General features: G+C 55.4%; 11 protein-coding genes. 6 read left to right on the top strand and 5 right to left on the bottom strand.

Translation table 11 applies throughout. The annotated features are described in order from the left end of the window. The first annotated feature begins 305 nt into the window (after positions 1-305). Together Q9J79_RS03075 and Q9J79_RS03070 are read left to right on the top strand one after the other, a co-directional pair. Positions 306-1,679, top strand: a complete 1,374-nt coding sequence (locus Q9J79_RS03075) for a DEAD/DEAH box helicase (RefSeq protein WP_304685270.1) — start codon at positions 306-308, stop codon at positions 1,677-1,679. 178 nt (positions 1,680-1,857) lie between these two features. Then, the gene (locus Q9J79_RS03070) at positions 1,858-3,096 is read left to right on the top strand and encodes an NAD(P)/FAD-dependent oxidoreductase (RefSeq protein ID WP_304685271.1); all 1,239 of its coding nucleotides are present in this window, start codon (positions 1,858-1,860) and stop codon (positions 3,094-3,096) included. A 76-nt stretch (positions 3,097-3,172) separates the two neighbouring features. Here the strand turns inward: Q9J79_RS03070 and lysS are convergent, their stop codons facing one another. Together lysS and Q9J79_RS03060 are read right to left on the bottom strand one after the other, a co-directional pair. Beyond that, the gene (lysS, locus tag Q9J79_RS03065; RefSeq protein WP_025457552.1) at positions 3,173-4,684 is read right to left on the bottom strand and encodes a lysine--tRNA ligase; all 1,512 of its coding nucleotides are present in this window, start codon (positions 4,682-4,684) and stop codon (positions 3,173-3,175) included. 154 nt (positions 4,685-4,838) lie between these two features. Then, entirely contained in the window at positions 4,839-6,092 is a 1,254-nt protein-coding gene (locus tag Q9J79_RS03060; RefSeq protein ID WP_304685272.1) for an NRAMP family divalent metal transporter, read from the bottom strand. A 316-nt stretch (positions 6,093-6,408) separates the two neighbouring features. Between Q9J79_RS03060 and Q9J79_RS03055 the strand changes: the two genes are divergently transcribed. Continuing rightward, complete coding sequence (locus Q9J79_RS03055; RefSeq protein WP_301912309.1) at positions 6,409-8,205, top strand: aminopeptidase P family protein; 1,797 nt, start codon at positions 6,409-6,411, stop codon at positions 8,203-8,205. 364 nt (positions 8,206-8,569) lie between these two features. Here Q9J79_RS03055 and pntB read toward each other — a convergent pair whose 3' ends face one another. The 3 genes from pntB to Q9J79_RS03040 all read right to left on the bottom strand — a co-directional run bounded on the left by pntB (position 8,570) and on the right by Q9J79_RS03040 (position 11,949). Then, complete coding sequence (gene pntB / locus Q9J79_RS03050; protein ID WP_301912346.1) at positions 8,570-9,955, bottom strand: Re/Si-specific NAD(P)(+) transhydrogenase subunit beta; 1,386 nt, start codon at positions 9,953-9,955, stop codon at positions 8,570-8,572. Positions 9,956-10,020: 65 nt separating this feature from the next. After that, the gene (locus tag Q9J79_RS03045; RefSeq protein WP_301912310.1) at positions 10,021-10,404 is read right to left on the bottom strand and encodes an MAPEG family protein; all 384 of its coding nucleotides are present in this window, start codon (positions 10,402-10,404) and stop codon (positions 10,021-10,023) included. A gap of 3 nt (positions 10,405-10,407) precedes the next feature. Beyond that, entirely contained in the window at positions 10,408-11,949 is a 1,542-nt protein-coding gene (locus Q9J79_RS03040; RefSeq protein ID WP_301912311.1) for a Re/Si-specific NAD(P)(+) transhydrogenase subunit alpha, read from the bottom strand. Between the two features lie 289 nt (positions 11,950-12,238). Here Q9J79_RS03040 and serB point away from each other — a divergent pair, with 289 nt between their 5' ends. From serB to purH, 3 genes are all read left to right on the top strand, one after another. Further along, complete coding sequence (gene serB / locus Q9J79_RS03035) at positions 12,239-13,072, top strand: phosphoserine phosphatase SerB (protein WP_301912312.1); 834 nt, start codon at positions 12,239-12,241, stop codon at positions 13,070-13,072. A 63-nt stretch (positions 13,073-13,135) separates the two neighbouring features. Continuing rightward, positions 13,136-14,359, top strand: coding sequence for a chloride channel protein (locus Q9J79_RS03030; RefSeq protein ID WP_301912313.1), 1,224 nt, complete (start codon positions 13,136-13,138; stop codon positions 14,357-14,359). A gap of 264 nt (positions 14,360-14,623) precedes the next feature. Continuing rightward, the gene (gene purH / locus Q9J79_RS03020; RefSeq protein ID WP_301912314.1) at positions 14,624-16,204 is read left to right on the top strand and encodes a bifunctional phosphoribosylaminoimidazolecarboxamide formyltransferase/IMP cyclohydrolase; all 1,581 of its coding nucleotides are present in this window, start codon (positions 14,624-14,626) and stop codon (positions 16,202-16,204) included. The last annotated feature ends 17 nt before the right edge of the window (positions 16,205-16,221 follow it).

Raw genomic sequence — 16,221 nt, 5'->3', positions numbered from 1 at the left:
CGGACGCGCCCGCGATTGGGGCGTGCACCGTTTTATGGCATAATCCGCACACAGATTCCCTGCCCCGCCACTCACAGGAGGGCAGTTTATAGTGGATTAACAAAAACCAGTACGGCGTTGCCTCGCCTTAGCTCAAAGAGAACGATTCTCTAAGGTGCTCAAGCACCAAGTGAATCGGTTCCGTACTATTTGTACTGTCTGCGGCTTCGCCGCCTTGTCCTGATTTTTGTTAATCCACTATACTTTCCCCATCCTATCGGTTTCCCGCTTCAGACGGCATAAGGTCTGAAAGAAAGACTACAATCATGAGTAATCCATTTTCCTCTTTAGGTTTGGGTACGGAACTCGTTTCCGCACTGACCGCGCAAGGTTACGAAAACCCGACGCCCATCCAAGCCGCCGCCATTCCCAAAGCACTCGCCGGTCATGATTTACTAGCCGCCGCCCAAACCGGCACAGGCAAAACTGCTGCCTTTATGCTGCCCAGTCTGGAACGCCTCAAACGTTACGCCACCGCCAGCACCTCGCCCGCGATGCACCCCGTGCGTATGCTCGTCCTCACCCCCACGCGCGAACTTGCCGACCAAATCGACCAAAACGTGCAGGGCTACATTAAAAACCTGCCGCTGCGGCATACCGTCTTGTTCGGCGGCATGAATATGGACAAACAGACCGCCGATTTGCGCGCCGGCTGCGAAATCGTCGTCGCCACCGTCGGACGGCTGCTCGACCACGTGAAACAGAAAAACATCCATTTGAACAAAGTCGAAATCGTCGTTTTGGACGAAGCCGACCGTATGCTGGATATGGGTTTTATCGACGACATCCGCAAAATCATGCAGATGCTGCCCCGCCAACGCCAAACCCTGCTCTTTTCCGCCACCTTCTCCGCCCCGATACGCAAACTGGCGCAAGACTTCATGAACGCGCCCGAAACCGTCGAGGTTGCCGCGCAAAACACCACCAACGCCAACGTCGAACAACACATCATCGCCGTCGATACCTTCCAAAAGCGCAACCTGCTCGAACGCCTGATTGTCGATCTGCATATGAATCAGGTCATCGTGTTCTGCAAAACCAAACAAAGCGTCGACCGCGTAACGCGCGAACTGGTGCGCCGCAACCTGTCCGCACAGGCGATACACGGCGACCGTTCCCAACAAAGTAGGCTCGAAACACTCAATGCCTTCAAAGACGGCAGCCTGCGCGTACTTGTCGCAACCGATATCGCCGCACGCGGCCTGGATATTGCCGAACTGCCCTTCGTCATCAATTACGAAATGCCCACCCAGCCCGAAGACTACGTCCACCGCATCGGGCGCACGGGGCGCGCCGGTGCGGACGGCGTGGCGATTTCCCTGATGGACGAATCCGAACAGAAAATGTTTGAGGCCATCAAAGAATTGACCGGCAACAAGCTGCTCATCGAACGCATCGAAGGCTTCGAGCCCCGATGGTGGGAACAGGAAGGCTCAAAACCGGAAAAAACCGAAACAAGCGAACCGAGACAACGCAACCGCTACGAATCCGCCAAAGCGCAACGCGAAAAAAACACCCGGCCGGAAAATGCGGCAAACGATGCGGGCGCGGCCTGCGGAAAAATTGCCGGACGCAGCCGCCGAAGCCGCCGGGAACACCGGACGTGCGCCCTGCTCCAACCGCGTTACGGCGTAAAATAGCCCTGAAAATCAAATGCCGTCTGAACATTTCCGTTTCAGACGGCATTTTTCAAACCGGACTGACGCATTGGGAGCAACCGCCCATACCGGATAAATTTCTTCCGCAAACAGTTTCAGACGGCATTTGCCGCCTGTACAATATCATTTCCTTTTCCACTCAAACCATCAGGATTTCCCAATGTCCACCCAATTCGATGTCGCCGTAATCGGCGCAGGTCCGGCAGGCTCGGTCGCATCCGCCCTGCTCCGCAAAAAAGGTTATCAAGTCTGCGTGTTGGAAAAACAGCACTTTCCGCGCTTCGTCATCGGCGAAAGCCTGCTGCCGCACTGTATGGAAATGCTGGAAGAAGCCGGATTTGCCGATGCCGTGCGCGCCGAGCCCGGCTTTCAGTTAAAAAACGGCGCGGCGTTTTCGTGGGGCAGCCGTTATACGGAATTTGACTTTACCGATAAATTTTCAGACGGCCCCGGCACGACTTATCAAGTGCGCCGCGCCGTGTTCGACAAAATCCTGATTGGCGAAGCCGCCAAACAAGGCGTTGAAGTACGTTTCGGGCACGGTGTAACCGCGTTCGACAACAGCGGCGATTTTGCCCGCTTGAACATCGAAACCGACACCGGCAAGCGCTATGAACTGACCGCGAAATTCGTCTTGGACGCAAGCGGTTACGGACGCGTGCTGCCGCGCCTGCTGGATTTGGAAACGCCCTCGCACCTGCCGCCGCGCCAAGCGCATTTCACGCACATCGACGACAACATCACCCACCCGAAATTCGACCGCAACAAAATCCTGATTACCACCCACCCGCAACACCGCGACGTGTGGATTTGGCTGATTCCCTTCGGCGGCAACCGCTGTTCCATCGGCGTGGTCGGCACACCCGACAAACTTGTCGGCGAATCGGAAACCGTGTTGAAAAAATTTGTTTACGAATGCCCGATGCTGAAAGAAATTTTGGACAAAGCCGTCTGGGAAAACGATTTTCCGTTCCGCTCCATCCAAGGCTATTCCGCCAATGTGAAATCGCTGCACGGCAGGCATTTCGCGCTATTGGGCAATGCCGCCGAGTTCCTCGATCCCGTGTTCTCGTCGGGCGTAACCATCGCGCTGCACTCCGCCAAACTTGCCGCCGATCTGTTGGTAAAACAACTCAAAGGCGAAGCCGCCGATTGGCAAACCGAATTTGCCGAACCCTTGATGATCGGCGTGGACACGTTCCGCACCTATGTGGACGGCTGGTATGATTTCCGCTTCCAAAACGTCGTGTACGCGCCCGACCGCAGCCCGGAAATCAGCCGTATGCTTTCTTCGATTTTGGCAGGCTACGCGTGGGATACCGAAAACCCGTTCGTGGCGAAATCCGAACAACGCCTGACTGCCTTGTCCGAATGGGTCGGTCAGTTGGAAACCGAATAAATCCGTACCGCCATACAAAATGCCGTCTGAATCCAATCGGGTTCAGACGGCATTTCTATTTCAACTGTTTTTATGATTACTCGGGACGCATCTGCGGAAACAGAATCACGTCGCGGATGGTTTGCGAATCGGTCAGCAGCATCACCAGGCGGTCGATGCCGATACCGCAACCGCCGGTCGGCGGCAGGCCGAATTCCATGGCGCGGATGTAGTCGGCATCGTAGTGCATCGCTTCGTCGTCGCCTGCGTCTTTTTGTGCCACTTGCGCTTTGAAGCGTTCGGCTTGGTCTTCGGGGTCGTTCAACTCGGAATAGCCGTTTGCCAGTTCACGGCCGACAACGAACAATTCGAAACGTTCGGTCAGACCTTGTTTGGTATCGGATGCGCGTGCCAACGGGGAAACTTCGACCGGGTAATCGACAATAAAGGTCGGGTTCCACAATTTGCCCTCGGCACAACCTTCAAACAGGGAGAGTTGCAGGCTGCCGATGCCGGGAGACGGCGGCAGGCTTTCGCCGTGTTTGACGATTTCTTTTTTCAGCCATTCCGCATCGTTCAACTGCTCGTCGGTGTAGTGCGGATTATATTTTTTGATGGCTTCGAGGATAGTCAGACGCTCGAACGGGCTTTCCAAATCGACTTCTTTGCCGTTGTAAGTGATGTTTGCCGTACCGTTTACCGTGCGCGATGCATTGCGGATGATGTCTTCCGCCATCTGCATCATACGTTCGTAGTCGGAGAAGGCTTCGTAAAATTCAATCATCGTAAATTCGGGATTGTGGCGCACGGACATGCCTTCGTTGCGGAAGCTGCGGTTGATTTCAAACACGCGTTCCAAGCCGCCGACCACCAAGCGTTTCAGATACAGCTCGGGCGCGATACGCAGGTAGAGCGGGATGTCCAAAGCATTGTGATGGGTCACGAAGGGTTTTGCCGTCGCGCCGCCGGGAATCGGGTGCATCATTGGGGTTTCGACTTCGAGATAATGCTCGTTAACCATGAAATTGCGCACGGATTGGATGATTTGGCTGCGTTTGATGAAGGTATTGCGCGATTCTTCATTGGCAATCAAATCGACGTAACGTTGGCGGTATTTGGTTTCCTGATCGCTCAAGCCTTTGTGTTTGTCGGGCAGCGGACGCAGGGATTTGGACAGCAGGCGGATGTCGGACACGCGCACGGTCAATTCGCCGTGGTTGGTTTTGAACAAAGTACCTTCCGCACCGACGATGTCGCCCAGGTCCCAGTGGTTGAAGTCGTCCAAAACTTCTTGGCTCACGCCTTTGTTGTTCAGATAAAGCTGGATTTGCCCGGACACGTCTTGAATGGTGGCAAAACTCGCTTTGCCCATTTGGCGTTTGAGCATCATGCGTCCGGCAATTTTGACAGGAACGGCTTGCGGGTCGAGTTCTTCTTTGCCGATTTCACCGTATTGGGCGTGCAAATCGGCGGCAAAGCTGTCGCGTTTGAAATCGTTAGGGTAGGCGTTGCGCTGTTGGCGGATGTTGTGCAGTTTTTCACGGCGCAGGGCGATGATTTGGTTTTCGTCCAACTGCGGCTCGGTTTGCGGATGGTTTTGTTCGCTCATGGTATTTTCCGGAAAAATAAATCAGGCGCAATCTGTTTCAGACGACCTGATTGAATCACAAAATTTGCGCATATTTTACGCGATGTCGGTGTTTTTTTCTAGGAAAGGGCAATGCCGTCTGAAAATATTACAGACGGCATTCAGATTTTGAAACCTATGCCAAAAGTCCGCTAAGGTTCAACAGGAACAAAACGGCAAATCCGGTCAGGTAGAGCAAGCCGACAATGGCAAGGAAATTCATACCTGCGGTAAGCTTGTGCCGTTTGTCTCCTTTGACCAGACGGTAGTTGAGCCATGCGAACACAGGGGCGGACACAAAGGCGGCAATCATGGCAAATTTGAGCAGATTCGCCATTACGCCGTCAAACCAGAAAATCACCGCCAAACCGCTGCCCGCCACCCAAATATTCCAGGCAAAGAGTTCGGCGTTGCCGGTTTTCTCACTGCCGCGCAGCAGGCGCACAGGTTCCGCAATGGCGCGTGCATAACCGTCAACAACGGTAATCGTCGTACCGTACATGCAGGCAAAAGCGATAAACGCCACCAGCGGACGCGACCAGTCGCCGATGGTTACCGCATACATATTGATCAGTTGTCCGATATATTTGCCGCCGGCCATCTGCACTTCTTCACCGTTGCCGTATTGCACGTACGCACCCAGGGCAAGGAAGACGACGGCAAGCACGGCACTGGTGATGTAACCGACGTTGAAATCAAAAATCCCGTCATGATAAGAGGAAGGTTGGAGACGCTGTTTCTCCGTAACCCACAAAGAATTGATGGCGGAAATTTCAATCGGCGCAGGCATCCAGCCCATCAGCGCGATCAGGAAGCCCAAACCGGCAAGCGTCCACGGTGTCGGCTCGATAAAATCGGGTTTCATCTGCATACCGCGCGACATGGCGATACCGGCGGCGGCAACCGTGGCAACCGTCAGGCTGACGATGATGATTTTGGAAACATTGTCCAAAGCCTTGTAGCGTCCGCTCGCCAGGATAATCAGGCAGGAAGCCATAATCAGCGCGGAGATTGCGCCGATACCCAGTGTCAGCGAGGGAATCGCTATTTTGACGATGGCGGCGGTTACAATGGCAACCGCACCCGCATTAATCGTCGCGGCAGCAATACACAAAATCAAAAAGACCCACAGGTAGATGCGGCTTTTCTCCGCATAACCTTCAATCAGGCTTTTACCCGTATCCAGCGTGTAATGCGCGCTGAAGCGGAAAAACGGGTATTTGAAGAGGTTGGTCAGGACGATAATCAACGCGAGCTGCCAGCCGTAAAGCGCACCTGCCTGTGTGGAGGCAATCAGGTGCGAACCGCCGACTGCCGCCGATGCCATCATAATACCCGGCCCCAATGCATTGATTTTACTTTTCCAAGTCGAAATATGTTGTTCGGACATGATTTTTCCGTATTGCTGATATAAAAATGCGTATTTTAACGTAATCTAAATACACGCCAAACCGGCTTATTGAAACTTTACACCCTAATATTCCTGATTTTTCCCAATTATTTTCAGAAAAACATGCAATATGGCATTTTATGCCTGAAAGTTTACAACAAATAGCCTTGCATCGCTTTTTACCGTACAAAATATACTTTCAAACCCCTGAACGCGTTTTGCAGTCGGCAAACGATTTGATAAGATGGTTACATTTCCCCAGCCGGTACGCCGCCATGCCGTCTGAAACCTTACACTTTCTCTGGAGAATCCGTTCATGAATACCGTATCGAATTACCTGTCCGCATTGCGCGAAGCCATGAAGGCGCAAGGCTTGGACGCACTCGTCATCCCTTCCGCCGACCCCCACCTGTCCGAATACCTGCCCGAGCATTGGCAGGCGCGCCGCGAATTGTCGGGCTTTACCGGCTCGGTCGGCACATTCGTCGTTACCACCGATGAAGCGGGCGTATGGGTGGACAGCCGCTATTGGGAACAAGCCGCCAAACAGCTTGCGGGCAGCGGCATCGAGCTGCAAAAAAGCGGTCAAGTGCCGCCGTACAACGAATGGCTTGCGGCAAACCTGCCCGAAAACGCCGCCGTCGGCATCCCATCCGATATGGTGTCGCTCGCCGGCAAACGCACTTTGGCGCAAACCCTAGCCGCCAAAAACATCCGCATCGAACACCCGGATAATTTACTGAATCAAGTGTGGAGCAGCCGCCCCACCCTCCCCGCCGAACCGGTATTCATCCACGACCCCGACTACGTCTCCGAAACCGCCTCCGAGAAACTCGCCCGCGTGCGCGCCGTGATGGCGGAAAAAGGCGCGGATTACCACTTGGTTTCCTCGCTTGACGACATCGCTTGGCTGACCAACCTGCGCGGCAGCGACGTGCCTTTCAACCCTGTTTTCGTGTCCTTCCTGCTGATTGGCAAAGACAGCGCCGTCCTGTTTACCGAACAATGCCGTCTGAACGCAGAAGCCGCCGCCGCGCTGCAAACCGCCGACATCACGGTCGAGCCTTACGCCCAAGTTGCCGGCAAACTCGCGCAAATCGGCGGCGCGCTGCTCATCGAGCCGAACAAAACCGCCGTCAGCACGCTTGTGCGCCTGCCCGAAAGCGTGCACCTGATTGAAGGCACCAACCCGTCCATGCTGTTCAAATCCTGCAAATCCGAAGCCGACATCGCCCATATCCGCGAAGCGATGGAACAAGACGGTGCGGCTTTGTGCGGTTTCTTCGCCGAGTTTGAAGACATCATCGGCAAGGGCGGCAGCCTGACCGAAATCGACGTGGATACGATGCTTTACCGCCACCGCAGCGCGCGCCCGGGTTTTGTGTCCTTGAGTTTCGACACCATCGCGGGCTTCAACGCCAACGGCGCACTGCCGCATTACAGCGCAACGCCCGAAAGCCACAGCGTCATTAAGGGCGACGGTCTGCTGCTCATCGACTCCGGCGCGCAATACAAAGGCGGCACGACCGACATCACCCGCGTCGTCCCCGTCGGCACGCCCACAGCAGAACAAAAACGCGACAACACGCTCGTTCTCAAAGCCCATATCGCGCTTGCCGAAGCCGTGTTCCCCGAAAACATCCCCTCGCCGCTGATCGACGCGATTTGCCGCAAACCCCTGTGGCAGGCGCAATGCGACTACGGCCACGGCACCGGCCACGGCGTAGGCTATTTCCTCAACGTCCACGAAGGCCCGCAACGCATCGCCTTCACCGCCCCCGCCACGCCCGAAACCGCGATGAAAAAAGGGATGGTAACCTCCATCGAGCCCGGCCTCTACCGTCCGGGAAAATGGGGCATCCGCATTGAAAACCTTGCCGCCAACCAAGCCGTCGCCAACCCGCAGGAAACCGGGTTCGGCAGCTTCTTGTACTTCGAAACCCTGACCCTCTGCCCCATCGATACACGCCTGATGGACACCGCCCTGATGACCGACGGCGAAATCGAGTGGATCGACCGCTACCACGCCGAAGTCCGCCGCCGCCTCGAGCCGCTGACCGAAGGCGCGGCAAAAGCGTGGCTGATCAAACGCACCGAACCGCTGGCGCGTTAAACGGCACGGCGCAAAAAAATGCCGTCTGAATCGGACTGACCTAAAAACTTTAAGCAGTTCGATCAAACGGCTTTCAAGGGCTGTTTCCTGTCCGGGACAAAATCAGCCCTTTCAATTTCAAGCTGTTCCTCTTGTGGTTGTCATAGCGGATATATTCGTGCAATGCCGCCCATCCGGCAAAAGTACTGCTTCCTCCACACCCAACCTTGTTGAAAAAGTGTGGGCGAATGTCAAAAAGCATCGGCGGATTTGGATTTGTTTGAATGCTTGCCGTAAAAAACTACACCCTGCAAGTCGGAAATAGTGTCCGACTTGCAGGGTGCAGTTCAAACATCGGGTTTCAGACGGCATTGCGCCATGCGGATTATTTTTTCAGTTCGGACAGAATGTCATCCACGGTTTTCTTCGCATCTCCGAAACACATCACGCTGTTTTCGTTGAAGAACAGCGGGTTTTGTACGCCCGCGTAGCCGGTGCTCATCGAGCGTTTGAAGACGACGACTTCTTTTGCCTTCCACACTTCCAACACGGGCATACCCGCAATCGGGCTGTTCGGGTCGGTTTGGGCGGCAGGGTTGACGGTATCGTTCGCACCAATCACCAAGACCACATCGGTTTCGGGGAAGTCGTCGTTGATTTCGTCCATTTCCAAAACGATGTCGTAGGGGACTTTGGCTTCGGCGAGCAGTACGTTCATATGACCGGGCAGGCGGCCGGCGACGGGGTGGATGCCGAAGCGCACTTCTGTGCCGTTTTTACGCAAAAGCTCGGTGATTTCGGCAACGGGGTATTGCGCTTGTGCGACTGCCATACCGTAGCCCGGGGTGATAATGACGCTGCTTGCGCCTTTCAGCATTTCGGCAACATCGGCGGCTTTGACTTCGCGGTATTCGCCGACTTCTTGACCGGCAGAAGATGCCGCGCTGCTGTCGCTGCCGAAACCGCCGGCAATCACGGAAACAAACGAGCGGTTCATGGCTTTGCACATAATGTAGGACAGAATCGCGCCGCTTGAGCCGACCAGCGCGCCGGTAACGATGAGCAGGTCGTTGGAGAGCATGAAGCCTGCCGCTGCGGCCGCCCAGCCGGAGTAGGAGTTGAGCATGGACACGACCACGGGCATATCTGCGCCGCCGATGGATGCGACCAAGTGCCAGCCGAATGCGAGGGCAATCAGGGTCATAATCAGCAGGATGAAGCCGCTGCCGCCAATGCCGACAAATACGAGCAGCAACACAAACGATACACCAAGTGCCAGTGCGTTGAGCTTGTGTTTGGCGGGCAGTTGCAGCGGGCTGCTGCTGATTTTGCCGTTGAGCTTGCCGAATGCGACCAGTGAGCCGGTAAAGGTTACCGCGCCGATGAAAATGCCCAAATACACTTCGACCAAGTGGATGGTGTGCATATCGTGTGCGACGTTGCCCGGCTCGATATAGCTGTTGAAGCCGACCAAAACGGCTGCCAAGCCCACGAAGCTGTGCAAGAGCGCAATCAGTTCGGGCATTTCGGTCATTTCTACTTTTTTGGCTTTGTAGATGCCGATTGCCGCGCCGATGAGCATAGCGATGATAATCCAGCCCAGTCCATGGGTATTGTCGGAAAAGACCGTTACGAAGAGGGCGACCGCCATACCGGCGATACCGGAATAGCAGCCCTGCTTGGCGGTTTCCTGCTTGGACAGCCCCGCCAGTGAGAAGATAAATAAAATTGCGGCAACGATATACGCCGCTGTTACGAGTCCTGAAGACATAGAAATTCTCCGATTTTCGATGATTTGTTTTTGATGCCGTCTGAACTGTTCAGACGGCATCTGTTTTAAGCAGCCGCGACAAACAGTCCGACGGTGCAGGCAAATCCGCCTGCCCACATCAGTGAGCGCATAGCGGCTTTGTCGGCGATATAGCACCAGATAAAGGCGAGGCGGAACAGGATGAACAGACCGGCAAGCGTGTTGACGGCCGATTGCTCCGCATTGCCGGTTGCGTGTGCCGTCAAAACGGCGGCTGCAAATGGCGCAAATGCTTCAAAACTGTTTTGCTGCGCGGCATGGGCACGGGCGGCTGCGCCTTGCGTGTGCGCCAAAAAATCGCGCGGATTGTGGTTGTCTTTAAACCGGAATCCGCCCGCTTTTTTGGCATACGCCGCACAAAAAAGCGGCAATAGGCAGGCAATCAGAATACACCAATAGGCGAAAGTCATGGCTTACCCTTTCCTAAACATATTCAGCATCCGCCGCGTTACAAAGAAGCCGCCGAAGATGTTGACGCTGGCAATCAGGATGGCGATGAAGGCAAGCAGGGTAACGAAACCGTTGCCTTGGCTGATTTGCAGCAGCGCGCCGACGACGATGATGCCGGAGATGGCGTTGGTTACCGACATCAGCGGTGTGTGCAGCGAGTGGCTGACGTTCCAGACGACATAGTAGCCGATGACGCAGGCGAGGACGAACACGATAAAGTGGTTCAGGAATGCTGCGGGTGCGACCGCGCCGACCCACAGCACCAATACGGCGGCGATGACGGCGGGCGCGAGTTTTTTCCACAGGGGAACGGGTTTTGGCTCGGGCTTGGCGGCAGGCACGGCTTTTTCAGACGGCGTTTGCTGCGGCTGGGCGGAAACTTGAATCGGCGGAGGCGGGAAGGTGATTTCGCCGTCGCGGGTAACGGTCATGTTGCGGATAATCACGTCTTCGAAGTCCAGCGTGATTTCGCCGTCTTTGTTCGGGCTTAACAGCTTGGTCAGGTTCACCAAGTTGGTGGCGTAAAGCTGGGAAGACTGTCCGGCAAGGCGGTTTGCCATATCGGTGTAGCCGATGATTTTCACGCCGTTGCCGGTTACGGACAATTCGCCCGGGCGGGTGAGTTCGCAGTTGCCGCCCGTCGCCGCCGCCAAATCGACGATGACGGAGCCGGATTTCATGCTTTCCACCATTTCTTTGGTAATCAGCTTGGGCGCGGGTTTGCCCGGAATGGCGGCGGTGGTGATGATGATGTCCACTTCTTTCGCCTGCTCGGCAAAGAGCTTCATCTCGGCGGCGATAAATTCGTCGCTCATCACTTTGGCATAGCCGTCGCCGCTGCCGCCCGATTCTTGCGGGAAGTCGAGTTTCAAAAACTTGCCACCCATCGATTCGATTTGTTCCGCCACTTCCAAGCGGGTATCGAACGCGCGTACCACTGCGCCGAGCGAGTTTGCCGTACCGATTGCTGCCAAACCTGCCACACCGGCACCGATTACCAAAACCTGCGCGGGCGGCACTTTGCCTGCGGCAGTAATTTGACCGGTGAAGAAACGCCCGAAGGCGTTGGCGGCTTCAATCACGGCGCGGTAGCCGCTGATGTTTGCCATCGAAGACAAAGCGTCCAAAGCCTGCGCGCGCGAAATGCGGGGCACCATGTCCATCGCCAGCGCGTTGACTTTCTTGGCGCGCAAGGCTTCGACCAAAGCCTCGTTTTGGCGCGGCCACAGGAAGCTGACGATGGTCTGACCTTCGTTCAAAAGCGGCAGTTCCTGTTCGGACGGCGCGTTAACCTTATAAATCAAAGGGCAGGCCCAAACCGCCGCTTTGTCGGCAACGGTTGCGCCTGCTGTTTGGTAAGCGGCATCGTCCAAACTTGCCGCCAAACCTGCACCGCTTTCGACAACGGTTTCAAAGCCCAGTTTGCCCAGCAGGGCGACGGTGGCAGGCGTACAGGCGACGCGGGTTTCGCCGGATAATGACTCGCGTGGGATACCGATTTTCATCTCTGAATCCTTTTTCGGGTTGTTTATATGTATCGTGGGTTAAATTTAAATCGGGGCAGGGCGGAGCAACGCCGTACCGGTTTAAAGCCGATTCACTTCAAATGTTAATATATTTTAGATAATCCCCTTATAACGAATTTTCATCAGGCTGGCAATAGTTGCGGCATTTTCCCGTGTTGTCCGACACATACTGCCGTTTGTTTTTGAAGTCGTTTTCCGATTGCAGTCCCGCCCGCCGTAACATTCTTTGCCGTTTCACTATATAATCCGCATTTTTTGAGCCGCCGTTATGCCGCAAGCCCTCGTCCTCCAATTTCCCTCCGCCGAAGCCCTGCCTTCCGACTTCCCCTCACGCCTGCCCGAACCTGATTGCGCCGATGAAAAGCGTATGCGTTTTCTTGTTGAAGAAGGGTTTTCTTTAAGCGGGGCGGACGCGGCGTTACTTGGCAGCCGTCAAATCGACCACGCCGTGTTGCCGGATATGGATTTCGGCGAACTCGGTTTGATTGTCAGTGATATGGATTCGACGCTGATTACCATCGAATGCGTCGATGAAATTGCGGCAGGCGTGGGTTTAAAAGACAAAGTAGCGGAAATTACCGAGCGTTCGATGCGCGGCGAACTCGATTTCGAACAGTCTTTACGCAGCCGCGTCGCGCTGTTGGCGGGATTGGACGAACAGATTTTGGCGGACGTTTATGAAAACGTTTTGAAGCTCTCGCCCGGTGCGGAATTTTTGTTGGACGAATGCAAAAGGCACAATGTGAAATTCCTGCTGGTGTCCGGCGGGTTCACGTTTTTTACCGAAAGGCTGCAACAACGACTCGGCTTCGAATACCAACACGCCAATGTTTTGGAAATTGAAAATGGCAGGTTGACCGGACGTTTGAAAGGCAGAATCATCGACGCGCAGGCAAAGGCGGATTTATTGCGCGAATACCGCAGCCGCCTCGGATTGCAGCCGCATCAAGTGTTGGCGGTGGGCGACGGTGCGAACGATATTCCGATGCTCAAAGAAGCGGGCGTGGGCGTGGCTTACCGTGCCAAACCGAAAGCGCAGGCAGCCGCCGATACCTGTATCAACTTCGGCGGTTTGGAGCGTGTACGCGGCCTGTTCAGGTAGGCGGATAGGAAACGGATGCCGTCTGAAAGGTTTTCAGACGGCATTTGAACGGCGGGAACAACAGTGGGACGCAGAAAATTTTGGTTTGCCCTGGCAGCAGCGGGCGTTATCGGCGGTTTGGTCGGCATTGTGCTGACGGAACTGATGCACTTCATACAACACACAGCATACGGTTATGGCGCGGACGGCGTGTACACTTCGTTCCGCGAAGGCGTGGCACAGGCTTCCGGTATGCGGCGCGTTGCCGTGCTGACGCTATGCGGCGCGATCGCAGGCGGCGGCTGGTGGCTGCTCAAACGTTTCGGCAAGCCGCAAATCGGAATCAAAGCCGCCTTGAAGCAGCCGTTGCAGGGGCTGCCGTTTCTGACGACGGTTTTCCATGTTCTGCTGCAAATCATAACGGTCGGACTCGGTTCGCCGCTCGGACGCGAAGTCGCCCCGCGTGAAATGACTGCCGCATTTGCTTCCGCAGGCGGCAAACGCTTGGGTTTGGAAGAAGGCGAAATGCGCCTCTTGATTGCCTGTGCGTCCGGCGCGGGTTTGGCGGCGGTGTATAACGTGCCGTTCGCCTCCACGCTGTTTATTCTCGAAGCCATGCTGGGCTTGTGGACGCAGCAGGCGGTTGCCGCCGCATTGCTGACTTCAGTCATCGCCACCGCCGTCGCGCGCATCGGCTTGGGCGATGTGCAGCAATATCATCCGACCAACCTTTCCATCAACACCTCATTACTTTGGTTTTCCGCCATCATCGGCCCGATACTGGGCGCAACCGCCGTCTTTTTCCAGCGTACCGCCCAAAAGTTCCCCTTCATTAAGCGCGATAATGTCAAAATTATTCCCTTGGCCGTCTGTATGTTTGCACTCATCGGCGTGATTTCCGTTTGGTTTCCCGAGATTTTGGGCAATGGCAAAGCAGGCAATCAACTGACCTTTGGCGGATTGACCGATTGGCAACACAGCCTTGGGCTGACCGCCGTCAAATGGCTGGTCGTCTTAATGGCGCTTGCCGTCGGCGCATACGGCGGTCTGATTACCCCGTCCATGATGCTCGGCAGTACCATCGCCTTTGCCGCCGCAGCCGCGTGGAACAGTGTTTTCCCCGCAATGCCGTCTGAAAGCGCGGCAGTCGTCGGAGCGGCGGTGTTTCTCGGCGTATCGCTCAAAATGCCGCTGACCGCCATTGTGTTCGTATTGGAACTGACCTACGCGCCGCTGTCCCTGCTGCTGCCTTTGTGCATCGGCATGGCGGGGGCATTGGGAACATCGGGAAAAATGGGCTTCAAATGAATGCCGACAAATGCCGTCTGAAAGGTTTTCAGACGGCATTTCTTTGTATAGTGGGTTAACAAAAATCAGGACAAGGCGACGAAGCCGCAGACAGTACAAATAGTACGGCAAGGCGAGGCAACGCCGTACTGGTTTAAATTTAATCCACTATAAATTGTCAACAATATCTGCAAAAACCTACTGCCAAAAAACTGAAAATAGCGGATAATACCGCCCCGAAAAAGTTCCCCTTTCCCCATCCAACTGTCAGAAAAGGAAGCCCCAATGTCCGTCATCAAACGTGCCCTGATCAGCCTGTCCGACAAGGCAGGCGCGGTCGAATTTGCCCAAACCCTGCACAAGCTCGGTGTCGAAATCCTCTCCACCGGCGGCACGGCGAAACTGCTTGCCGATGCGGGCGTTCCCGTGATTGAAGTTGCCGACTATACCGGTTTTCCCGAAATGCTCGACGGCCGCGTGAAAACCCTGCATCCGAAAATCCACGGCGGTATTTTGGGTCGACGCGATTTGGACGAACACGTTGCCAAGATGGAAGAACACGGCATCGGCAACATCGACCTTGTGTGCGTCAACCTTTACCCCTTCGCCGCCACCATCGCCAAGCCCGGCTGCACACTGGAAGACGCGATTGAAAACATCGACATCGGCGGCCCGACCATGGTGCGCTCTGCCGCGAAAAACTGGAAACACGTCGCCATCGTTACCGACACCGCCGATTTCCCAGCCATCGCCGCCGAACTCGAAGCCAACAACGGCGCATTGAGCGACAAAACCCGTTTTAACCTCTCACGCAAAGCATTCAGCCATACCGCCCAATACGACGGCATGATTTCCAACTACCTGACCTCGCTTTCAGACGGCGTTTTGAGCGGAGAGCCTGAAATCGGCGAATTTCCCAGCCGGTTCAACCAAAGCTGGATTAAAGTGCAAGACATGCGCTACGGCGAAAACCCGCATCAGCGCGCCGCGTTCTACCGCGATGTATACCCCGCCGCAGGCAGCCTTTCCGCCTACAAACAACTGCAAGGCAAAGAATTGTCTTACAACAACATCGCCGATGCCGATGCCGCTTGGGAAGCCGTCAAATCCTTTGACGCGCCCGCCTGCGTGATCGTGAAACACGCCAATCCGTGCGGCGTCGCCATCGCCTCCAATACCTTGGACGCCTACAAACTCGCCTACGCCACCGACACCACCAGCGCGTTCGGCGGCATCATCGCTTTCAACCGCGAAGTGGATGGCGCAACCGTGAAACAGATTACCGACAACCAGTTTATGGAAGTCTTGATGGCGCCGAAGTTCACCGCCGAAGCCCTCGAAATCGCCGCCGCCAAGAAAAACGTGCGCGTATTGGAAGTACCGCTTGAAGCAGGTGTCAACCGCTTTGAACTCAAACGCGTCGGCGGCGGACTGTTGGTACAAACCCCCGACATCTGCCGACTTAACCGCGCCGATTTGAAAGTCGTCTCCAAACGCCAACCGACCGAGCAGGAATGGAACGATTTGCTGTTTGTCTGGAACGTCGCAAAATACGTCAAATCCAACGCCATCGTGTTCGGCAAAGGCGGACAAACCTACGGCATCGGTGCAGGACAAATGAGCCGCGTGGACAGCACCCGCATCGCCGCCCGCAAAGCGCAGGACGCAGGTTTGGACTTAAACGGCGCATGCGCTGCCTCTGATGCCTTCTTCCCCTTCCGCGACGGCGTGGACGTGATTGCCGAGCAGGGCATCAAAGCCATCATCCATCCGGCAGGTTCGATGCGCGATCAGGAAGTCTTCGACGCGGCAGACGAACACGGCATCGCCATGGTGGTAACCGGCATCCGCCATTTCCGCCATTAATGCAGATAAACAAGGTA

Source organism: Neisseria viridiae (assembly GCF_962747995.1).
GTDB classification, from domain to species: Bacteria; Pseudomonadota; Gammaproteobacteria; order Burkholderiales; family Neisseriaceae; genus Neisseria; species Neisseria viridiae.
The sequence above is the reverse complement of the archived record's forward strand: the minus strand, read 5'-3'. Positions and strand labels throughout refer to the sequence as shown.